Below are 21,693 nucleotides of genomic sequence, written 5' to 3' on the forward strand. Positions count from 1 at the left end.
TTGTCAAAAAGAACGCGGATTTCCCGAGCTTTGGACGTAACGTTGCATACCTATATGCAACTTGCGGCATAGTTGTCGGTTACTTGTCACAACTGGATAATATTTTGATATTTATCTCAACCGCCATTGTACCAAGCGATACTTGTTTATATGCAAATTATTATCCCGCTCGGCCGCTCGCGGCGGCCGGCTGGTAGAATGAGGAACTTTCCACCTTTTTCCGAAGATTATCTTCCTATGTCCGGCAATACATTTGGCAAATTGTTTTCTGTTACTACTTTTGGGGAGTCGCACGGCCCGGCGATCGGCTGCGTGATCGATGGTTGCCCACCGGGTTTGCCGTTGTCGGAAGCGGACATCCAGCCTGAACTGGACCGCCGCAAGCCGGGCACGTCGCGCCACGTCACCCAGCGCAAGGAGCCCGACACGGTGGAGATCCTGTCCGGCGTCTACCAGGGCGTGACGACCGGCACCCCGATCGCGCTGCTGATCCGCAACGAGGACCAGCGCAGCAAGGATTACGGCAATATCGTCGACAGTTTCCGTCCCGGCCACGCGGACTACACCTACTGGCATAAATACGGCGTGCGCGATCCGCGCGGCGGCGGCCGTTCGTCGGCGCGCCTGACCGCGCCGGTGGTGGGCGCGGCGGCCGTCGCCAAGAAGTGGTTGAAACAGCAATACGGCACCGAGTTCCTCGGTTGCATGAGCCAGCTGGGCGACATCCCGGTGCCGTTCCAGGACTGGTCGCACGTGCACGACAATCCGTTCTTCGCCGCCAGTGGCGACGCCGACCTGATCGCCCGCATGGAGGCGGCGATGGACGAGTTGCGCAAGGCCGGCGACTCGATCGGCGCGCGCATCGACGTCATCGCGCGCAACGTGCCGGTGGGCCTGGGCCAGCCGATCTACGACAAGCTCGACGCCGACATCGCCTACGCGATGATGGGCATTAACGCCGTCAAGGGCGTGGAGATCGGCGCCGGCTTCAAGTCGGTGGTCCAGAAGGGCACCGAGCACGGCGACTCGCTGACGCCGCAAGGCTTCATCGGCAACAACGCCGGCGGCGTACTGGGCGGCATTTCGACGGGCCAGGACATCACGGTGTCGATCGCCATCAAGCCTACCTCGTCCATTCGCTCGCCGCGCGACTCGATCGACAAGGACGGCAACCCGGTCGTGGTCGAAACGTTCGGCCGCCACGATCCTTGCGTCGGCATCCGCGCCACGCCGATCGCTGAGGCCATGCTGGCCCTGGTGCTGATCGACCACGCGTTGATGCACCGCGCCCAATGCGGCGACGTCAAGGTGTCCACCCCCGACATCACGCTGTAGACGGTGCCGGCACAGGCCCTCGGCTTCGCCTTATTCCTGTTCTGCTACTACGCGCACGCGGGCACCTGGAGCACCTACGCGACGTTGTATTTCGCCGACAAGGGCATGACGGTCGCCCAGATCGGCGTGCTGATGTCGATGATCCAGGTGCTGCGCATCGTCGGCCCCAACGTCTGGGGCTACGTCGCCGATCACTACGACCGCCGCGTGCTGGTGCTGCGGCTGGCCGGCTTCGCCGCGCTGGCGGCGTTCTCCGGCTTCCTGTTCGGCGCCACCTTCGCCCATTTCATGCTGGCGATGATCTTTTTGAATCTGTTCACCAGCGGCCAGGCGCCGATCTGCGAGGCGCTGATGCTGTCGGAGATGCGCGGCGATTTGACCTTCTACGGCCGCATACGGATGTGGGGTTCGATCGGCTTCATCGTCGCGGTGACCTTGGCCTCGTATGCGCTGGACCACTACGGCATCGCCACGCTGCCGTGGGTTGCGGCCGCGCTGCTGGTGCTCACCATCGCGGCGGCTTTCCGGCTGCGCGACGTGCCGCGCCGAACGCACAAGGAGGCGCCGCTGCCGCTGATGACGCTGTTGCGCCGGCCCGAGGTGCTGGCCTTCTTCGCGTCGACCGCGTTGATGGTGGCGGCGCATACGTCGCTCTACACGTTTTATTCGCTGTACCTTGAGCGGCACGGCTACAGCAAGACGGTGATCGGCGCCATGTGGTCGCTGGGCGTGACGGCCGAGGTGCTGCTGTTTTACTTCCAGTCGTCGTTGTTGAAGCGCTGGGGCGCGATGCGGATGATGTATCTGGCGCTGGGCGTGGCGGTGGCGCGTTTCGTGATGATCGGCGTCGGTTCGGATTTGCTTTGGCTGTTGATCGTGGCGCAGGTGCTGCACGCGGCGACGTTCGCGCTGCATCACTCGTCGTCGGTGATGACCTTGCAGCGCTGGTTCTCCGGGCCGTTACAGGCGCGCGGGCAGGCGCTGTACATGAGCATTTCGTACGGCGTCGGCGGCTCGCTGGGCGGGCTGTTTCTGGCGCAGTGGTGGCAGAGGGTGGGGCCGGAGTCGGTGTACTACGTGGCGTCAGTGCTGTCGCTGGCGTCCGGCGTGGCGGCCGTGATGTCGTTCAGGTGGCAGCGGCGGCGCGACGCCGTCTGACGCCGCTTTATTTATCGTCCGGGGTCATGCCCGGCTGCTGACGATTTCCTGCGCGTGGCGCCGCTCCACCGCGCGCACCACCAGCATGCGCATGTCGTTGAGCAGCGAGAACTCGGTCTGGCTCAGTTGGATCGGCGGGAAGGAGTCGTCCCAGTCGCCGTACAGGAAACCGGCCGGCTGGCCGTTGGCCGACAGCGGCAAGATCACGAAGCTGCGCGCCTCGGCCAGCGAACTTTTCCACCATAGCGGCAGCTTGGCGGCGAATTTGGCGTCGCGGGCGTTTTCGATGAAGATCACGCGGTCGCTATTGAGGGCGGCGTGGAACACATTCGGTTCGTAGGCGTCGTCGAACGTCAGCGCCGCCAGCAAATCCTTGGTGCCTTCGCCGAAGGAGATCTTGGCCGAATAGTGGCTCTCCTTGCGGTTGCGGACGAACGCCACCGCGCGCGAAAAATCCAGGCCCTTGTAGACGGTTTCGAGCGCGATCTGCACCATCTGGCCCGGGCTGGCCGTGTCGAGCATGTCGCGCATGTCGGCCAGGCCGCTGAGCAGGATCTTGTTGCCGGCCGCGCGCTGGCGCGTCTTGGCCAGCGCCCTGGCGCGCCGTTCGGCGGGGCGCGACAGCGGGGCGATGGTCAGGTCGTTCGCCGCCACCACCTTGGCTTGTTCGATGGCGTGCATCAGATTGGCCGGCTCCACGCCCAGCATCACCGAATAGCTCTCGGTCAGCTGCTTGACGATGGCCTCGCCGGCCGGGTCGTCGTGCCACAGCGATTCGGCGCACATGGCCGACATCGTCGACAACCCGGCGATCCAGTCGGACGCGCTCACTTCCGCGCCGTCCGCGGTCGGCGCCAGTTTGCGCATGCCCTTGACCAGGCTGGCCGGCAGTCCCCAGTGCAGGGCGGCGGCGTGGCCGATCTCCTCCATGCTGAGGCCCAGCATTTCCGGCGCGACGTCGTCGATGGAAACACCATCCTGGTCGGCCAGGCGTTGCAGCTCGTTCCAGCGCTCCGGCATGTAGAAGGCCATCATCATGCGGCCCAGCGTGTGCAGCATCGAGCACACCACGGCCGTCTCGCCATGCTGGCTTTCGGCCGTGTAGGCGATTTGCTGGGCGACGATCCCCGCCAGCACGGCCTTCTCCATTTCGACGTGGGCGATGGTGGTGTCGTTGGACGTGGCGGCCAGTTCCTCGATCAGCTTCAGGCCGAGCGCCAGATGGCCGATCGCCTCGGTGCCCAGCACCAGCACCGCCTTCGAGACGGTGCTGACGTGCTGGCCGAAGGCCGAGTACATGCCGCTGTTGGCCAGCCGCAGCACCTTTTGCGTGAGCACCGGGTCGGACAGCACGGTGCGTGTCATGTTGAATTCCTGCTCGTCCTCGCCGCGCATGGCGCCCAGGATGGCGGTGATGGCCTTGGCGAAGCCGGGCATGTCGCCGCGGCGGCGCGTGCAGTCCCACAGCTGCGCCAGCGTTTGGTCGCCCAACGGCGTGCTGGCTTTGAAGCTGTCCGTCATTGCGGCACCTGACGCAGTTCGGCCGGCACCACCTTGACGTGGATGCTTTCCCTGAGCGCGGCCAGGGCGACGTTGGAGGCCATCGGCTTGCCGGTCAGGTAGCCCTGGATGTACTGGCAGCCGCGTTCTTCGAGGAAGTGCAGCTGATCTTCGGTTTCGACGCCCTCGGCCACCACCGACAAGTCCAGGTGCTTGGCCAGATCGAGCACGGCGTTGCAGATGGCGCCGTCCTTTTGCGATTCGGGCAGGTCGCGGATGAAGGCACGGTCGATCTTGAGCACGGAAATAGGAAAGCGTTTGAGGTAGGCGAGCGACGAGTAGCCGGTGCCGAAATCGTCGATGGCGATGCGGGCCTTGCGCTCCGCCATTTTGGACAGGATCGATTCGGCGTGGGCCGGATCGATCATCAATGTGCCTTCTGTGATTTCTAACACCAATTGCTCACCAAGTAGGCCCGAGAACGCGATGGCGTCGTCGAGCACGTCGAGAAACTTATCATTTCGGAATTGCCGGGGGCTAATATTAACAGAGATGTAGAGGGGGCGTTTCGCCACTTCCTCGAACTGTTTGAGCTGCACGCAGGCCGCCTTGAGCGCCCAGGCGCCCAGCAGGTTGATCAAGCCGTTGGTCTCGGCGATGGGAATGAAGCGGGCCGGCGGCACCATGCCCAGCGTCGGATGCTTCCAGCGCATCAGGGTTTCGAAGCCCTGGATTTCGCGCGTCTTGGCGTCCACGATGGGCTGGTAGTAGAGCAGGAACTCGCCTTCGCGCACCGCCTGGAACATCGCCGCCTCGAGCGAGATGTCGTGGGCCGGCGGGCCCGCTTCGGAGGGGCTGTAGACCACGCAGCGCGCCTTGCCGGTTTCCTTGGCGCGCGACATGGCGGCATCGGCCAGGGCCACCAGGCGCACCTCGTCCTCGGCGTGGGTCGGATAGACGGAGACGCCGACCGAGGCGCCGACATAGATCGTGTGGCTGTCGATCTCGAACGGCGACTGCAAGGTGGCGATCAGGCGGCCGGTGACCAGCTTGATCTGCGCGTCGGTGGCGGTGCCGGGCAGGATGGCGACGAATTCGTCGCCGCCGACGCGGGCCAGGGTGTCGCTGTCGCGCAGGGTTTTGCGCAGGCGCGTGGCGGCCATGCGCAGCAGCGCGTCGCCGACCGGGTGTCCGAGGCCGTCGTTGACCTTCTTGAAGCCATCGAGGCCGATGGTGGCGACGGCGAAGCCCTGGCCGGAGCGGCGGGCGTTGGCGATGACCATGCGCATGCGGTCCGACAGCAGCAGGCGGTTGGGCAGCTCGGTCAGCGCGTCGTGCGTGGCCATGTGGCGCAGGCGCTGCTCGGTGGCGTGCTGGATCGACATGTCGCGCCCGACGACCAGCAGCCCGGCGACCTCGTTTTGCCGGCTGACGTGGCAGGAGATCCGCAGCTCGTGCCAGACTTCGGCATCCGGGGTTTTGACGCGCACCTCGATCAGGCGCGCGGCGCGCGACTCGGCGACTTCGGTCAGGGCCGCCGCCAGCGGCGCCTGGTCGGCTTCGCATATCAGTTTGGTCAGCGTGCCGCCGGTGAGCGCGTCCGGGCGGGCCAGCAGCGCGGTCGCGCGGCGGCTGGCGAAGACGATGTCGCCCAGCGGGTTGAGACGGAAAACGACATCGCCTGCCTCCTCCATGAGGTGGTCCACGAGGTGGTCCGATTCGGCGCGCGGATCGCGCTCGGGCTGTGATGGATGAGTGGCGTGCATCGCGGGGTTCTACACTTTCAAGTTGTTCATGTAACAATTGGGTTGCATTTATCTTGCAAAACCAGAACGAAATGTATCACCGATGAGTTTGGTTTTACATGAAAACAGACAACATTCCGTCGAGTTTTACTCATTTCTATTGAGAAACCTCTAAAAACATGCTGTAAGAGCGGGGGGGATGGCCGCCGGGAGGGCGATGCGTCGCTGCGGGGCGACCGGCGCCGGTGTCGATTCGCGCGCTTGCCTGGCACTTTTGTTTGCGCTAGTCTGGCTTGTCAATTTAACCCGGCACCGCGCGGGAGGAGACCCACCGTGAACGCTTTCGACACCCCTTTCGATACCCATCAGGTGCGCAATACCGTCGCGCCGCTGGAGGATTTCAACCTGTTCACGGCGGACCCCGCGTTGCGGGAAGCGCTGCTGCGCGAGGGGGGCGGCGCGCAGGCCGATGCGCTGGAGGCGCTGGGCCGGCTGTTGGGCCAGCGGGAAACGCTGGACCTGGCGCGACTCGCCAACCAGTATCCGCCGACCTTGCACAACTTCGACCGGGCCGGCAACCGGATCGACGAGGTGGAGTTCCACCCGGCCTGGCATGGCCTGATGACGCTACTAATAGAGAACGGCGCCCACGCGTCCCCGTGGCTGGGCGGCGAGGGCGCGCAGGTGGCGCGGGCGGCGAAGTATCTGATGTTCGGCCAGGTGGAGAACGGATCGCAATGCCCGGTGACGATGACCTATGCCTGCGTTCCCGCGCTGCGCCAGGCGCCGGCGATCGCCGCCAAATGGCTGCCGAAGATCCTGTCGATGGAGTACGACCCGCGCTCGTTGCCGGTCGAGCAAAAGCGCGGCGCCATCATCGGCATGGGCATGACGGAAAAGCAGGGCGGTTCCGATGTGCGCTCCAACACCACCCGCGCCGAGCCGCTGTCGCCGGCGGACGCCAGGGCGAGGTTCGGCGACGAGGGCGTCGACGTGTACCGCATCGTCGGCCATAAATGGTTTTTCTCGGCGCCGCAGAGCGATGCGCACCTGATCCTGGCGCAAACCGACGACGGCGGCAGCGCCGGGCTGTCGTGTTTTTTCCTGCCGCGCTATCTGCCGGACGGCAGCCGCAATCAGATCCGCGTGCAGCGGCTGAAGGACAAGGTGGGCAACCGCTCCAACGCCTCGTCGGAGGTCGAGTTCACCGGCGCCCACGGCTGGTTGATCGGCAAGCCGGGACGCGGCATACCGACGATATTGGAGATGGGCGGCCACACGCGGCTCGATTGCGTGCTCGGTAGCGCCGGCGCGATGCGCGCCGCGTTGACGCACGCGCTGCACCATGCGCGCGGCCGCTCCGCGTTCGGCCGGCCGCTGTCCGAACAGCCGTTGATGCGCAACGTGCTGGCCGACCTGGCGCTGGAATCGGAGGCCGCCACCGCGTTCGCGATGCGGCTGGCGCGCTGCTTCGACCAGGGCGGCGATCCGGCGCAGCAGCTGTTGGCGCGCGTCCTGACGCCGGCCGGCAAATACTGGATCTGCAAGCGCGGTCCCGCCTTCGGCGCCGAGGCGATGGAGGTCATCGGCGGCAGCGGTTATGTGGAGGACGGCCCGCTGGCACGCCTGTACCGCGAGCTGCCCGTCAATTCGATCTGGGAGGGCTCCGGCAACGTGATGTGCCTCGACCTGCTGCGGGCCTTCGGCAAAACCCCGGCCGCGCGCGAGGCGCTGGCGGCGGAGCTGGAGCTGGCGGGCGCGGGAGAGGGCGGCGGCCATGGCGACTATGCGCGCTACGCCCAGGCGCTGCTCGCGGACCTGGACCAGCCGCAGGCCGACGAATTCGGCGCGCGCCTGCTGGCCGAGCGCGTGGTGCTGGCGGTGCAGGCCGGGCTGCTGCTGCGCCACGCGCCGTCATATGTGTCGTCGGCGTTCGTCGCCTCGCGGCTGGCGCGCGAGCCCGGAGGGGCGTTCGGACGGCTGCCGGCGGGCGTGGATTGCGAGGCGATTCTCGGCCGGGCGCTGGTGCTTGCCTAGTATAATGGCGCGATCATGACACGATAACCCGTCTAAAAAGAGCAAACAATGAAACAAGATCCGCGCTTCCCCAATCTGTTCATCACCGACCACCCACTGATCCAACACAAACTGAGTCACATGCGCGAGAAGGATACGTCGACCCGTACCTTCCGCGAACTGCTCAAGGAAATCACGCTGCTGATGGGTTACGAGATCACCCGCGACCTGCCGCTGACCACCCGCACCATCGAAACCCCGCTGATGACGATCGACGCACCCGTCATCGCGGGTAAAAAACTGGCGATCGTGCCGATTCTGCGCGCCGGCATCGGCATGAGCGACGGCCTGCTGAACCTCGTGCCGTCGGCGCGCGTCGGCCACATCGGCGTGTTCCGCGACCCAGACACCCACCAGCCGGTGGAGTATCTGGTGCGTCTGCCGGATCTGGCCGAGCGCACCTTCATCCTGTGCGATCCGATGGTCGCCACCGGTAATTCGGCGGTGCACGCGGTGGACGTGCTGAAGTCGCGCGGCGTGACCGACGAGCAGATCATCTTCCTGGCGCTGGTGGCGGCGCCGGAAGGCATCGAGGTGTTCCAGAAGTCGCATCCGGGCGTGAAGATCTACTGCGCCTCGCTCGATTCGCACCTGAACGAACACGCGTACATCGTGCCTGGCCTGGGCGATGCCGGCGACCGCATCTTCGGGACCAAGTAACAGCGCCATGGCCACTCCAGTCGATCCTGATTTCCGCGCGCGCCTGGCGGCGCTGAACGAAAAATTCGCCGCGACCGTGCCGGTGACGATGGAAAAGATCACGTCGGCGCTGGCCGTCTGCGCCGCTGAAGGCGGGGACGGGCATGCTCCCACCGAAGCGGCGATGCGCCAGCTCCACGAGCTGCTGCACGGCGTGGCCGGATCGGCCGGCACCTTCGGTTTCGGCACGCTGGGGCGGGAGGCGCGGCGTATCGAGCACATGCTGCGCGAGGTGATATCGACCGGTTCCGGCTGGAATGCCGTGGTCCCGGAGGTGGAAAAATACCTGCGCTGGGCCGCGTGTGACCCCCACGCAACGGATTACGATTGAGACGTGCGCTTGATGTAAATCAAACCAGTTATCATTTAGTTGTCTATAGTGACAGTTACACACCACGGAAGAGGGAAAGAAGTACCGGCGGGAAGCCCGAAGTTTTCGGTTTTTCTACCAAAAAAAGCGACGGTTTGCATTTATTTTCGTGAACACGTGCTTTTCTCTCGTAAATGGGTATAATGCGGGATCGTTTAGATTCAAGAGTAGTGCAGTTAGTCTGTCATTTCTTTCTTGCCTCAAACGATATCACGGGCGCAAGCCCAACTTAACTGAAATAGGAATTGTAATGGCAACTGGTATCGTAAAATGGTTCAATGATTCGAAGGGCTTCGGCTTTATCACCCCTGACGAAGGCGGCGAAGATCTGTTCGCTCACTTCTCGGCGATTCAGTCCGCAGGCTTCAAGTCGCTGCAAGAGAACCAACGTGTTTCTTTTGAAGTGACTGCTGGTCCTAAGGGCAAGCAAGCTTCGAACATTCAGCCTCTGTAATACGCTGAATCAAACGAAATAAAGAAATCCTCGGTACCCGAGGATTTTTTTTCGTCCGCGTTTTTGCTGTTGCAGTTTTATAAGTATTATTGCTCTCCTGATTTGCGCCAGTAGTCCCCCTGCGCATAGGTGTGCCGCAGAAAGTCGACGAACGCGCGTATGCGCAACGGCAAATGCCGGCGCTGCGCGAACACCGCGTAGATGTCGTTGCCCGGCGCCGCGTGCTGATCGAGCACCGTCTGCAGCTTGCCCGCCTCGATCTCGCTACCCACTTCCCACATCGAACGCCACGCCAGCCCCTTGCCGGCCAGCGCCCAGTCGTGCAGCACCTGGCCGTCGTTGCAGCCCATGTTGCCGTTCACCTTCAGCACCACGTTCTTGCCGTTGTCGCGGAAGGTCCAGCCGCGCTGGCTGCCCTCGCTGCTGATGGCCAGGCAGTTGTGTTTGGCCAGGTCGGCCAGCGTCTTCGGCTCGCCGTAGCGCTTGAGGTAGGAGGGCGCGGCCACCACCACGCGCTCGTTGTCGGCCAGCTTGACGCTGACCAGGTTGGAATCGGCCAGGCTGGCGATGCGGATCGCCACGTCGATGCCTTCGCCGACGATGTCGACCACGCGGTCGCTCATGTTCAGGGTCGCCGTGACGTCGCGGTGCTCGCTGAGGAAGGAGGGCAACAGCGGCGCGACGTGCTGGCGGCCGAAGCCGGCCGGCGCCGAGATCATCAGGTGCCCGGTGGCGTGCGCGCTGCGTTCGGCCACTGCCGATTCGGCTTCCTCCAGTTCCGCCAGGATGCGCTGGCAATCCTCCAGGAAGGCCGCGCCTTCATCCGTCAGCGCCAGCTTGCGGGTGGTGCGCTGCAAGAGCTTGACCCCAAGGCGGCTCTCCAGCGCGTCCAGGCGCCGCCCGATCATGGCCGGCGCGATGCCCTCGGCCCGGGCGGCGGCCGACAGGCTGCCCCGGGCGACGACTTCGACGAAGGTGGATATCTGTCTGAACTGGCCCATGAAGCGGCTTGCCTCTCACTTGTGATAAAAACGCATAGATGAAGTGATTTTTAGTCTCGTTTGCATAACTTATCAGTGAATATACTGTAAAACAGAACGCCGCGTAACCGAGCAGCCACACTAAAAGATTCAGGCGCGCAGCCGCATCATCAGTGCTTATAATTTGGTATGGAAGTTAATATTTTCTTACGGAGACCTATCCCATGACGCAGTCCACCATCACTTTGCCGGCAGGCATGCAAATCACCGGCGAGATCAAGCCCGGCTACGAAAACATTCTGACCGCCGACGCGCTGTCGCTGGTGGCCAAGCTGACGCGCGAGTTCGAGGCGCGACGCCAACAGCTGCTGGCCGTGCGGGTCGAGCGCGCCAAGCGCCTCGATGCGGGCGAGCGTCCGGACTTCCTGCCGGAAACCGCGCACATCCGCGCCGGCGACTGGAAAATCGCGCCGATCCCGAAAGCGCTGGAATGCCGCCGCGTCGAGATCACCGGTCCCGTAGAGCGCAAAATGGTCATCAACGCCTTCAACTCGGGCGCCGACAGCTATATGACCGACTTCGAGGATTCCAACACGCCGAACTGGGACAACCAGATCACCGGCCAGATCAACATGTTCGACGCCGTGCGCCGCACCATCGCACTCGAGCAGAACGGCAAGTCCTACAAGCTCAACGACAAGATCGCCACCTTGGTCGTGCGTCCGCGCGGCTGGCACCTGGATGAAAAACACGTGCTGGTCGACGGCAAACGCATTTCCGGCGGCATCTTCGACTTCGCGCTGTTCATGTTCCACAACGCCAAGGAGCAACTGGCGCGCGGCGCCGGCCCGTACTTCTACCTGCCGAAAATGGAATCGCACCTGGAAGCGCGCCTGTGGAACGACATCTTCGTGATGACGCAGAACGAGCTGGGCCTGCCGCAGGGCACGATCAAGGCCACCGTGCTGATCGAGACCATCCTGGCCGCCTTCGAGATGGACGAGATCCTGTATGAACTGCGCGAGCACAGCTCCGGCCTGAACGCCGGCCGCTGGGATTACATCTTCTCGTGCATCAAGAAGTTCAAGCTGGACAAGGATTTCTGCCTGGCCGACCGCGCCAAGGTGACGATGACGGCGCCGTTCATGCGCGCCTACGCGCTGCTGCTGCTCAAGACCTGCCACAAGCGCAACGCGCCGGCCATCGGCGGCATGGCCGCGCTGATCCCGATCAAGAACGATCCGGAAAAGAATGACGTGGCCATGGGCGGCGTGCGCAACGACAAGGCGCGCGACGCCACCGACGGCTACGACGGCGGCTGGGTCGCCCACCCGGGCCTGGTCGAACTGGCGATGACCGAGTTCACCAAGGTGCTGGGCGACAAGCCGAATCAGATCGACAAGCAGCGTCCGGACATCGACGTCACCGCCGCACAGCTGCTGGACTTCAAGCCGGAGGCGCCGATCACCGAGGCCGGCCTGCGTTACAACATCAACGTCGGCATCCATTACCTGGGCAGCTGGCTGGCCGGCAACGGCTGCGTGCCGATCCACAACCTGATGGAAGACGCGGCCACGGCCGAAATCAGCCGCTCGCAGGTGTGGCAGTGGATCCGCTCGGACAAGGGCGTGCTGGACGACGGCCGCAAAGTGACGGCCGACATGGTGCGCGCGATGATACCGGAGGAGTTGGCCAAGGTGCAGCGCGACGCGCCGGGCGGCGACGGTCCGACCTATGTGCGGGCCGGCCAGATCTTCGAGCAGATGTCGACCTCGACCGAGTTCGCCGAGTTCCTGACCTTGCCGTTGTATGAAGAGATTTAATTCTAAAATTTAAAACCGGGGCCGGCGGATCAAGTTAATCCGCCGGCCTTCGCATCAAAAATCATTTTTCCACAAGCGCAGCGCGGTGAACGTCGCCAGCGCCGTATCGACACGATCGAGCCGTCCGGCCTTGACCAGTTGTTCCGCGATGGCCGGCTCCCGGTAGCGCAGGAAGGGATTGGTCGCCTTCTCGATGCCGATCGTGCTCGGCACCGTCGGCAGATTGTGCTCGCGCTTGTCGGTCTCCACCTTCACACGCTCCCGCAGCGCCACATTGTCCGGTTCCACCACGCGCGCGAAGCGCAGGTTGGACAGCGTATATTCGTGGGCGCAATACACCTTGGTATCATCCGGTAGCGCGGCGAGTTTGCCCAGCGAGCTGATCATCTGAGCCGGCGTGCCTTCGAACAGGCGTCCGCAGCCGCCGGCGAACAAGGTGTCGCCGCAGAACAGCCAGGTCGGCTCGTCGGCGGACGGCTCGCGCACGTAGGCGATGTGGCCCATCGTGTGGCCGGGCACGTCGAGCACGGACAGGCGCAGCGCCAGGCCCGGCACGTCGAACTGCTTGCCTTCGCCGACCGGCAGGGTGACGGCGGCGATGGTCTCGTTGCGCGGGCCGAAAACGGGAACCTGATAATGCTGTAATAATTCGGGAACGCCGCCGATGTGGTCAGCGTGGTGATGGGTGAGTAGAATGGCGGTGAGCTTGAGTCCGTTTGCTTTGAGCGCCGCCAGTATCGGCTTGGCGTCGCCCGGGTCGACTACGGCGGCATGTACACCATCATGTATCAGCCACAGGTAATTGTCGTGGAATGCTGGAACCGTCAGAACACAGAGAGCTTGGTTAGAAGATATGGTCATTGGATCGCAAAAGGCTAAACATGGATAAAGCGGGATCGGAGCAATCCATTATAGCGCTGGAAGGCTGGCTGCAAACGCCCGCAGGCGTGTACTTGCGTGCGTGGGAACAAACATGTCTCGATAATTTAACAGCCGATATCTTCGGATTCAACGCGGTGCAGATCGGCATGCCTCAAATTGATGCACTCGCGGCCAACCGCATGCCGTACAAATGGCTGGCCGACCGCAAGGTGCGGCCGCCTGCCGCGCCGCCGGTTGCGCCGGCGCACGGCGGGCCGGTGATCGAACCGCCGCCGCCGCGTCCGGTCGCGCTCACGCTCGATTACACCGAGTTGCCGTTCGCGTCGCAAAGCATGGACCTGGTGGTGCTGCCCCACGTGCTGGAATTTTCCACCGACCCGCACCAAGTGTTGCGCGAGGTCGAGCGCGTGCTGATCCCGGAAGGCCAGGTCATCATCTGCGGCTTCAACCCGGCCAGCCTGTGGGGCGCGCGCCATGTGATGCGGCGCGTCGGCGGCACCTCGTTCCTGCCGCGCACCGAGGAGCTGATCACTATGCCGCGCATGAAAGACTGGTTAAAATTATTGAACTTGAGCGCCAGCCAAAGTCATTTCGGCTGCTACGCGCCGGCCTGCCGCACAGAAAAATGGCTGAACCGCTACGCATTCATGGATAATGCCGGGCCGCGCTGGTGGCCGTTCTTTGGCGGCGTCTATATCGTGCAAGCGATCAAGCGGGTCAAGGGCATGCATCTGATCGGTCCGGCTTGGACCAAAAAATCGGCGACGGCCCAGGTGGTCGTCCCTGCAACAAACAAAAGGCGGGAATAGCAGTATGGATAAGGTGGAAATTTTTACCGACGGCGCGTGCAAGGGCAATCCTGGCCTGGGCGGCTGGGGCGCGTTGCTGGTGGCGGACGGCGCCGAGAAGGAAATCTGCGGTGGCGCGCGCGACACCACCAACAACCGCATGGAATTGCAGGCGGTGATCGAAGCGTTGAGCGCGCTCAAGCGCCCGTGCACGGTGGTGCTGCACACCGATAGCCAGTATGTTCAAAAAGGTATCAGCGAATGGATACACGGCTGGAAAGCGCGCGGCTGGAAAACCGCCGCCAAGGAGCCGGTCAAGAACGAGGACTTGTGGAAGGCGCTCGACGCGGCGCAGACCATGCACACGGTCGAATGGCGCTGGGTGCGCGGCCACAACGGCCATCCGGGCAACGAGCGCGCCGACATGCTGGCCAACCGCGGCGTCGAACTGGCCCGGGGCCGCTAGGCCGCTTGGCTGATGACCGGCCTGTTATACTTCTCCGCTTGACCGTAGCAACCACAGAGTACTTATGCGCCAAATCGTTCTCGATACCGAAACCACCGGTATCAACCCCAAGCTGGGCAACCGCATCATCGAGATCGGCTGCGTCGAACTGCACAACCGCATGCTGACCGGGAACAACTTCCACGTCTACATCAATCCGGAGCGCGAATCGGAAGAGGGCGCGCTCAACGTCCACGGCCTGACCACCGAGTTCTTGCGCGACAAGCCGAAATTCCACGAGATCGTCGACCAGCTGCGCGAATACATCCAGGGCGCCGAAGTCATCATCCACAACGCGCCGTTCGACCTGGGGTTCCTGAACCACGAATTCCGCCTGCTCAAGCTGCCGGACTTCTCGACCCACATCGGCGGCGTCATCGACACCTTGGTGCATGCCAAGGAACTCCATCCGGGCAAGCGCAACTCGCTCGACGCGCTGTGCGACCGCTACGGCGTGTCGAACTCGCACCGCAAGCTGCACGGCGCGTTGCTCGATGCCGAGCTGCTGGCCGACGTCTACCTGTCGATGACGCGCGGGCAGAACAGCCTGGGCATGGATGTGGAGGAGGAGGTCGTCGTCGGCGGCGCCTTGCTCGAACCGGTGCCGATGGCCGACATCATCTTCCTGCCGGCGTCGGAGGAGGAAATCGCCGCCCACCAGGCGACCCTGGCGGGCCTGGACAAGGCCGTCAAGGGACAGTGCATCTGGACCGCCAGCCTGGCGCCGGCCGCCTGATCGGGATGGACCGCCGGGTGAATGCATAATTTTCACGCCGGCCCTTCCATTTCCCCGGGGATGTATGCGATAATTCGCCCCGCTTCGGGAGGTTAGCTCAGGGGTAGAGCACTGCATTCACACTGCAGGGGTCGCAAGTTCGAAACTTGCACTTCCCACCAGAATTCTAGTGATATCAATCACTTAGCTTAAACACCGGAAACTCATTCCGGTGTTTGGCATCAATTTGGGACTAGCGCCAAGAGCTGTGCGCCTATTCCCGTCAAGTCCTCCTGTCATCTACCTACTGTCGTGCCTTTCGATCATAGCCGTTTTTGCTGGCCGGATCGGGTCGGTTTCGTGTGCAAATGATGCGGTGAAGTGGGCTTTTAACCGTTGCTGTCGCCGCCTTCCGGATGCCAGCTGGGTCGGGCCTGTAGAGTTGTCGGATTACATGCTGCTATAATCAGTGGACGATGAAAAAGTTGCTCCTCATACTGCTGATGTTGGCGATTCCGTGGCAAGCCATTGCTGCTGCGGAACGCAATCTCACGCATGTACTAGGCAGCGGCAACGCCAAAGGAATGGAATTCGTCATCAAGCATATCGCTGAGCATGCCGATCACGTCCTTCATCATCATGACGATGACGACGATAGCGGCACGCATGTCGACGATTCCAAGAAATCGTTGCAGCACCTGGCGGATTTCGAGCATGGTAGCCACATGAACATCGTGCTGCCCGCTATAAACTGGCCAGGCGTGCCAGCCGTTGTCCGCGTCGCACCAGCGTTCCGGCATGACGTTTTTTCTGATCGAACAACCATCCCTCTTCTTCGCCCCCCGCGCGCGCTCGTCTGAGCGGGCGCCATCTTCATTCTGTGACCATCAAACGTCGCAGGTAGAGTGTTGCCCGCCGTACTGCATCCAGTTCAATCCTGCAGGGGCATTTCATGCAAAAAATATCCGTACGGCCGCGCGCATCGTCGCGCGGACGTCTGCCGCACTTCGCTGTCCGGCGGACTATTCTCTCTGTCCTTTTCGGCTCGGCTGCCGCGTTGAGCCTGGCGGCCGAGACCCCGTCCTTCGCGACGCTGCTTCAGCAATCCCAGTCGAACGCGCCGCAGCTGTTGGCGCAAGCCGCCAATGTGCGTGCCGCCAGCGCGGAGGCGCGCCAGGCCAGCGCCTGGCTTAACCCGACCCTGAGCGCCACGGTCGAGAATCTGGGCGCGCCGCAAACGGGCGGCGTAAGCCAGCGGCAGGACACCTATACCGTCACACAGATGTTCGAGATCGGTGGCAAGCGCTCGGCCCGCATTGAGGCCGAACAGCGAAAATCCGCCGCCACCGGTGTGCGCGAGCGCCAGGCCCGCCTGGCCTTCGCCAGTGAGCTGGCGGTGGCCTACGCCACTGCCGAAGCCATGCAGCAGCGCAAAGCGGTAGCCGACGCCGAGCTGCAGCGCGCCAGCGACGATTTGCGGGCGGCCCAGGCGCTGGTGAAAGCCGGCCGCGAAGCTGAACTGCGCCTGGCGCAGGCCCGCGCCAGTGCCGCTGCCGCGCAAGCTGCCGTTCAGTCCGCATCCGCCGACGCCACCGAAGCGCTCGAACAATTGTCCGCGCTCGTTGGCTCGTCCGAACCGTTTGCCCGCATCGACCATCCTTTCATGGCCACGATCGCCGCGCCACGTCCTCTAACGGGCTGGACAGCGGCTGAGTCGCCCGCGCTGGCCAGTGCCGCCGCCGACCGCGACGCCATCGCCGCCCAGGTCAAGGTCGAAGAAAACCGCTGGATGCCCGATCTCGGCGTGACCGTCGGCATGCGTAAATTCGGCTGGACCAGCGAGAAGGCGGCGACCATTGGGCTGTCGGCCAGCATTCCGTTGTTCGATCGAAACAAGGCAGGTATCGATGCGGCGAAGGAACGTGCGGCCAGCGCCGCCATGCGCCTGGAGGCGACCCGGTTGGAAACCGTCGCATTGCGTCGTTCGGCATTGGTTCAGGCCGGGGCGTCCGAACGGCGCCTGGTGGCGGCTGAAGAAGGCGAAACCGCGGCAACGGAGGCCTATCGTTTGGGCCGTATTGGCTACGACGCCGGAAGGACGCCACTGCTGGAACTGTTGGCGATCCGCCGCACGCTGTCCGAAGCGCAGGCGCTGACCATCGAGGCCCGACTGGCCCGGGTACGCGCGCTTGCCACCCTCTCACTGGCCGAAGGCCGCAACGTATTTGGAGAAACACCATGATGCAACAACGACGCCCGCAACCGGGCTGGCCCGCCGTGGCCGTGCTGGTGGCCCTCGCCGCAGCCTCGGGTTTTGCAGCCTCGCACTGGCTGGTGGCACGCAACGCGCCGGCGGCAGCGCCCGCCGTCCCGGCGGCACCCTCGGCCTCAGCGCCACCGGCAGGCGACAACGCGACGGTCGAGGTGAAGATTCCCGCCGCATATCTGGCCGCCGCCAAGATCGCCGTCGAGCCGGTCGGTAATGGCGGCCTGCAAGCAGAAATCCTGACCGCCGGCACGGTGGTGGCGCCGCCGAACAGCGAGGCGGTGATCGTGGCCCGCGCCGCCGGCAACGTCACGCGGGTGAACCGCCAGTTGGGCGATACCGTGCGCGCTGGTGAGGCGCTGGCCCAGGTGGACTCGCCCGAGGCGGCGGCCATGACGGCTGACCGCAACGTCGCGGCGGCCAAAGCGGATCTGGCGCGCAAGAGCTACGCGCGAGAGTCGAGCCTGTTTGCCCAAGGCGTGACGCCGCGCCAGGAAATGGAGGCGGCGCAATCGGCACTGACGGTCGCCGAAAGCGAGGCGCTACGCGCATCCTCGGTCGCGAAAGCGGCGCAGGTCGCGGCAGACGGAAAGTCGGTGGCCGTGGTCAGTCCCATCAGCGGAAAAATCACCGCGCAAACGGTAACGCTGGGCGGCTTCGTCCAGCCGCAGACCGAGTTGTTCCGCGTCGCCGGCCCAGGGCAAGCGCAGATCGAGGCCTCCCTGCCGGCTGCCGAGATCGGCCGCGTCGCCGCCGGGGACAAGGCCACCATCATCGCCGCCAGCGGCACCCCGGTGGAGGCCATAGTGCGCTCCGTCACGCCGACGGTCAACGGCAGCACCCGCACCGCGACCGTCGTCCTGACGCCGATATCGCCGACGCGCGATTTGATCGTGGGGGAGGGCGTGCAAGCGCGCCTGCACGTCAAGAGCGGGGCGGCCGGCATGGTGGTGCCGGAAGATGCGGTGCAGAACGTCGAGGGGCATGACGTGCTGTTCGTGCGCACCAGAGACGGCTTCCTTGCGCAGCCGGTCCTGGTCGGTACCCGCAGCGGTGGCGTGGCGCAGATTGTCTCGGGCGTCACGGCCGGACGGCAGGTCGCCACGCGCAATGCCTTCCTGATCAAGGCCGACATGATCAAGAGCGCCAAGGACGAATGATGATCGATTCCATACTTACCGGCTCGGTCCGCTCTCGCTGGTTGATCCTGTTCTTGACCCTGGTGGTCGCTTTGGCGGGCGCCTGGCAGCTCAATGTGCTGCCGATCGACGTCACGCCCGACATCACCAACAAGCAGGTGCAGATCAACACCGTGGTGCCGACGCTGAGTCCCGTCGAAATCGAAAAGCGCGTCACCTTCCCGATCGAAACAGCGTTGTCGGGCCTGAACGGCGTGGAAAGCGTGCGCTCGTTCTCGCGCAACGGATTCAGTCAGGTCACCGCCGTTTTCAAAGAGAACGCGGACCTGTACTTCATGCGTCAACAGGTGTCCGAGCGGCTTGCGCGCGCCTTGCCGGATCTGCCGGAGGGCGCCACACCGCAGATGGGGCCGGTATCCACCGGTTTGGGCGAAGTGTTCCACTACAGCGTCGAGTACGCCCATCCCGAAGGCAAAGGCGCGCCACGCAAGGACGGCAAACCGGGCTGGCAGTCCGATGGCAGTTTTCTGACCGAACAAGGTGAGCGCCTGGCGGACAACGTCGCCAGGCAGGCATATTTGCGTACCGTGCAAGACTGGATCATCCGGCCGCAACTGCGCACCACGCCGGGCGTGGCCGATGTCGATTCCCTCGGCGGCTATGTGAAGGAATACGTGGTCGAACCTGATCCGGCGAAATTGGCCGCGCATGGCGTTTCGTTTGCCGATCTGGCGCGCACGCTGGAAGATGCCAATGTGTCGGTCGGCGCCAACTACATCCAGCGTTCGGGCGAGTCCTATTTGGTGCGCGCCGATGGCCGCATCCGTACCCAGGATGAGATGGCCCGTGCCGTGATCGCCACCCGCAACGGCGTGCCGGTCACGGTCGACCAAGTGGCAAACGTCAATGTCGGTGGCGAGTTGCGCAGGGGCGCCGCCAGCCGCGACGGCTACGAGACGGTCGTGGGCAGCGCGCTGATGCTGGTGGGCGCGAACAGCCGCACCGTGGCGCACGCGGTCGGCGAGAAGCTCAAAGTGGTGTCGGGCACGCTCCCGCAAGGGATCGTCATCGTGCCCACGCTGGACCGCTCGCAACTGGTGGTGGCGACCATTTCCACTGTCGCCAAGAATCTGGCGGAAGGGGCATTGCTGGTGATCGCCATCCTGTTCGCGCTGCTGGGCAACTGGCGGGCGGCGCTGATCGCCGCGCTGGTGATTCCGCTGTCGCTGCTGATGAGCGCCATCGGCATGAATTCGCTTGGCATCTCCGGCAACCTGATGAGCCTTGGCGCGCTGGACTTCGGTCTGATCATCGACGGCGCCGTTATCATCGTGGAGAACACCTTGCGGCGACTGGCGCGGCGCCAGCACAAGGAAGGCCGGCTGCTGGCCTTGAAGGAGCGCATGGAGGAAGTGGTGGAGTCGTCGCGCGAGATGCTGCGACCGACCATTTACGGTCAACTGGTCATCTTCCTGGTATTCCTGCCGTGCCTGACGTTCCAGGGCGTGGAAGGCAAGATGTTCTCGCCGATGGTCATCACGCTGATGCTGGCCCTGGGCTCGGCCTTCGTGCTGTCGCTCACCTTCGTGCCGGCGTTGCTCGCGGTGATGATGACGGGCCTGGTATCGGAGAAGGAAGTGCGCGTCGTGATTGCCGCAAAATCCCGTTACGAACCGTGGCTGCGCAGGGCGGTGGCCCGCCCATTGCCCTTCATCGGCGCCGGCCTGGCGGTGGTGGCGCTGGCGGCGGCCGCGTTTTCCTTCGTGGGCCGCGAATTCATGCCGACGCTCGATGAGCAGAACTTGAACCTGTCATCGGTCAGGATCGCATCGACCAGTATCGACCAGTCATTGGCGCTGGACCTGCCGATCGAACTTGCCATCCTGACGCTGCCGGAAGTAAAAACGGTCTATTCCAAGGCGGGAACCGCCAGTCTGGCGGCCGACCCGATGCCGCCTAACGCGTCGGACAACTACATCATTCTCAAGCCGAAGAATGAGTGGCCGGCGGGCGTCACCACCAAGGAACAGGTGATCGAGCGCATCCGCGCGAAGACCGCCTCCATCGTCGGCAACAACTATGATGTCACCCAGCCGATCGAAATGCGCTTTAACGAGCTGATCGGTGGAGTGCGCAGCGATGTGGCCGTCAAGATCTACGGAGAGGACCTGGAGCAGCTGGCCCAAAGCGCCAAACAGGTCGCCGAGGTGCTGCGCAAGACGCCGGGCGCGGCAGACGTGCGCGTGGCCCAGACGGAAGGTTTCCCGACCTTCGATATCGCGTTCGACCGCGCCGCCATCGCGCGCTACGGCCTGACCGTCAAGGAAGTGGCCGATACGGTGTCGACCGCACTGGCAGGACGTCCGGCTGGCCAGATCTTTGAAGGCGACCGCCGTTTCGACATCGTCGTGCGCCTGCCCAACGCGCTGCGCGACAATCTGGACGAACTCGGCGCCTTGCCCGTGATGCTGCCCGCCGTCGGGGAGCGGCAACGCTCCTCGGTACCGCTACGCCAGCTGGTGCAGTTCCGCTTCACGCAGGGCCTGAACGAAGTGAGCCGGGACAATGGCAAACGCCGCATCTATGTCGAGGCCAACGTGGTGGGGCGCGACATGGGCAGCTATGTCGATGAGGCCCAAACCCGGCTGGGCAAGGAGGTCAAGCTGCCGACCGGCTCGTGGATGGAGTGGGGCGGACAGTTCCAAAACCTGCGCGCCGCCACCGAGCGGCTGACCATCATCGTACCGGTGTGCCTGGTGCTCATTTCCGCGGCGCTGTATCTGGCGATCGGCAGTGCGATGCTGACCGCCACCGTCCTGACGGCGGTGCCACTGGCGCTCGCCGGCGGCGTGTTCGCATTGGTGCTGCGAGGCATCCCGTTCTCGATCTCCGCAGCGGTGGGCTTCATTGCCGTGTCGGGCGTGGCGGTGTTGAACGGCCTGGTGCTGATCTCGGCCATCAACAAGCGTCTGGCCGACGGCATCGAGGCCGCCACCGCCGTCATCGACGGTGCGATGGAGCGTTTGCGGCCCGTACTGATGACCGCGCTTGTGGCGTCGTTGGGTTTCGTGCCGATGGCGATCGCCACCGGCACCGGCGCCGAGGTGCAAAAGCCGCTGGCCACCGTCGTCATCGGTGGCTTGATCACCTCCACCATCCTGACGCTGTTCGTGCTGCCTGCCATTACCGGCATGGTGCTGCGTCGCCGTCACAGCGAGCCGGCCGCCATGCCGCTACCAACTTGAGGAATTCGAAGCG

At 64.0% G+C, this 21,693-nt stretch carries 18 protein-coding genes and 1 tRNA gene; 15 read left to right on the top strand and 4 right to left on the bottom strand.

What is annotated here, in order from left to right:
• The first annotated feature begins 237 nt into the window (after positions 1-237).
• Both aroC and MRBLMU1_RS27960 read left to right on the top strand, forming a co-directional pair.
• The gene (aroC, locus tag MRBLMU1_RS27955) at positions 238-1,335 is read left to right on the top strand and encodes a chorismate synthase (RefSeq protein ID WP_363508860.1); all 1,098 of its coding nucleotides are present in this window, start codon (positions 238-240) and stop codon (positions 1,333-1,335) included.
• 3 nt (positions 1,336-1,338) lie between these two features.
• Complete coding sequence (locus MRBLMU1_RS27960; protein ID WP_363508863.1) at positions 1,339-2,493, top strand: MFS transporter; 1,155 nt, start codon at positions 1,339-1,341, stop codon at positions 2,491-2,493.
• Positions 2,494-2,517: 24 nt separating this feature from the next.
• On the opposite strand, the gene MRBLMU1_RS27965 is transcribed toward MRBLMU1_RS27960, so the two are convergent.
• Both MRBLMU1_RS27965 and MRBLMU1_RS27970 read right to left on the bottom strand, forming a co-directional pair.
• Positions 2,518-4,014 carry an HDOD domain-containing protein gene (locus MRBLMU1_RS27965; RefSeq protein WP_363508866.1) on the bottom strand — a complete coding sequence of 499 codons (1,497 nt, stop codon included), beginning with the start codon at positions 4,012-4,014 and terminating at the stop codon, positions 2,518-2,520.
• Positions 4,011-5,759, bottom strand: coding sequence for a putative bifunctional diguanylate cyclase/phosphodiesterase (locus MRBLMU1_RS27970; RefSeq protein ID WP_363508869.1), 1,749 nt, complete (start codon positions 5,757-5,759; stop codon positions 4,011-4,013). Before MRBLMU1_RS27970 ends, MRBLMU1_RS27965 begins: the two co-directional genes overlap by 4 nt.
• A 312-nt stretch (positions 5,760-6,071) precedes the next feature.
• On the opposite strand from MRBLMU1_RS27970, the gene MRBLMU1_RS27975 reads away from it, so the two are divergent.
• The 4 genes from MRBLMU1_RS27975 to MRBLMU1_RS27990 all read left to right on the top strand — a co-directional run bounded on the left by MRBLMU1_RS27975 (position 6,072) and on the right by MRBLMU1_RS27990 (position 9,337).
• Positions 6,072-7,775, top strand: coding sequence for an isovaleryl-CoA dehydrogenase (locus MRBLMU1_RS27975; RefSeq protein ID WP_363508872.1), 1,704 nt, complete (start codon positions 6,072-6,074; stop codon positions 7,773-7,775).
• A gap of 48 nt (positions 7,776-7,823) precedes the next feature.
• Positions 7,824-8,474 carry a uracil phosphoribosyltransferase gene (upp, locus tag MRBLMU1_RS27980; RefSeq protein WP_363508875.1) on the top strand — a complete coding sequence of 217 codons (651 nt, stop codon included), beginning with the start codon at positions 7,824-7,826 and terminating at the stop codon, positions 8,472-8,474.
• 7 nt (positions 8,475-8,481) lie between these two features.
• Complete coding sequence (locus MRBLMU1_RS27985) at positions 8,482-8,844, top strand: Hpt domain-containing protein (protein ID WP_363508878.1); 363 nt, start codon at positions 8,482-8,484, stop codon at positions 8,842-8,844.
• 289 nt (positions 8,845-9,133) lie between these two features.
• Positions 9,134-9,337, top strand: a complete 204-nt coding sequence (locus MRBLMU1_RS27990; protein ID WP_008448165.1) for a cold-shock protein — start codon at positions 9,134-9,136, stop codon at positions 9,335-9,337.
• A gap of 86 nt (positions 9,338-9,423) precedes the next feature.
• Here the strand turns inward: MRBLMU1_RS27990 and MRBLMU1_RS27995 are convergent, their stop codons facing one another.
• Positions 9,424-10,338 carry a LysR family transcriptional regulator gene (locus MRBLMU1_RS27995; RefSeq protein WP_363508883.1) on the bottom strand — a complete coding sequence of 305 codons (915 nt, stop codon included), beginning with the start codon at positions 10,336-10,338 and terminating at the stop codon, positions 9,424-9,426.
• Between the two features lie 203 nt (positions 10,339-10,541).
• On the opposite strand from MRBLMU1_RS27995, the gene aceB reads away from it, so the two are divergent.
• Positions 10,542-12,140 carry a malate synthase A gene (gene aceB, locus MRBLMU1_RS28000; RefSeq protein WP_363508886.1) on the top strand — a complete coding sequence of 533 codons (1,599 nt, stop codon included), beginning with the start codon at positions 10,542-10,544 and terminating at the stop codon, positions 12,138-12,140.
• A gap of 54 nt (positions 12,141-12,194) precedes the next feature.
• Here aceB and gloB read toward each other — a convergent pair whose 3' ends face one another.
• Entirely contained in the window at positions 12,195-13,001 is an 807-nt protein-coding gene (gloB, locus tag MRBLMU1_RS28005) for a hydroxyacylglutathione hydrolase (protein ID WP_363508889.1), read from the bottom strand.
• 20 nt (positions 13,002-13,021) lie between these two features.
• Here gloB and MRBLMU1_RS28010 point away from each other — a divergent pair, with 20 nt between their 5' ends.
• The 8 genes from MRBLMU1_RS28010 to MRBLMU1_RS28045 all read left to right on the top strand — a co-directional run bounded on the left by MRBLMU1_RS28010 (position 13,022) and on the right by MRBLMU1_RS28045 (position 21,680).
• Positions 13,022-13,831: a class I SAM-dependent methyltransferase gene (locus tag MRBLMU1_RS28010; RefSeq protein ID WP_363508892.1), complete on the top strand. Its 810-nt coding sequence runs from the start codon at positions 13,022-13,024 to the stop codon at positions 13,829-13,831.
• Between the two features lie 4 nt (positions 13,832-13,835).
• Positions 13,836-14,276, top strand: a complete 441-nt coding sequence (gene rnhA / locus MRBLMU1_RS28015; protein WP_315218166.1) for a ribonuclease HI — start codon at positions 13,836-13,838, stop codon at positions 14,274-14,276.
• Positions 14,277-14,340: 64 nt separating this feature from the next.
• A complete protein-coding gene (dnaQ, locus tag MRBLMU1_RS28020; protein ID WP_363508896.1) occupies positions 14,341-15,051 on the top strand; it encodes a DNA polymerase III subunit epsilon in 711 nt (236 codons plus the stop codon).
• Positions 15,052-15,137: 86 nt separating this feature from the next.
• Positions 15,138-15,212 (top strand) — tRNA-Val (locus MRBLMU1_RS28025).
• Positions 15,213-15,506: 294 nt separating this feature from the next.
• Positions 15,507-15,890 carry a hypothetical protein gene (locus MRBLMU1_RS28030; protein WP_363508899.1) on the top strand — a complete coding sequence of 128 codons (384 nt, stop codon included), beginning with the start codon at positions 15,507-15,509 and terminating at the stop codon, positions 15,888-15,890.
• Positions 15,891-15,982: 92 nt separating this feature from the next.
• A complete protein-coding gene (locus tag MRBLMU1_RS28035) occupies positions 15,983-17,272 on the top strand; it encodes a TolC family protein (RefSeq protein ID WP_363508901.1) in 1,290 nt (429 codons plus the stop codon).
• Between the two features lie 182 nt (positions 17,273-17,454).
• On the top strand, positions 17,455-18,456 hold the full coding sequence (locus MRBLMU1_RS28040; RefSeq protein WP_363508904.1) for an efflux RND transporter periplasmic adaptor subunit: 1,002 nt from the start codon (positions 17,455-17,457) through the stop codon (positions 18,454-18,456).
• Positions 18,456-21,680 carry a CusA/CzcA family heavy metal efflux RND transporter gene (locus MRBLMU1_RS28045; protein WP_363509607.1) on the top strand — a complete coding sequence of 1,075 codons (3,225 nt, stop codon included), beginning with the start codon at positions 18,456-18,458 and terminating at the stop codon, positions 21,678-21,680. The genes MRBLMU1_RS28040 and MRBLMU1_RS28045 overlap by 1 nt, the downstream gene beginning before the upstream one ends.
• Positions 21,681-21,693 lie beyond the last annotated feature (13 nt).

The organism is Burkholderia sp. LMU1-1-1.1 (assembly GCF_040675865.1).
GTDB lineage: Bacteria > Pseudomonadota > Gammaproteobacteria > Burkholderiales > Burkholderiaceae_D > Rugamonas.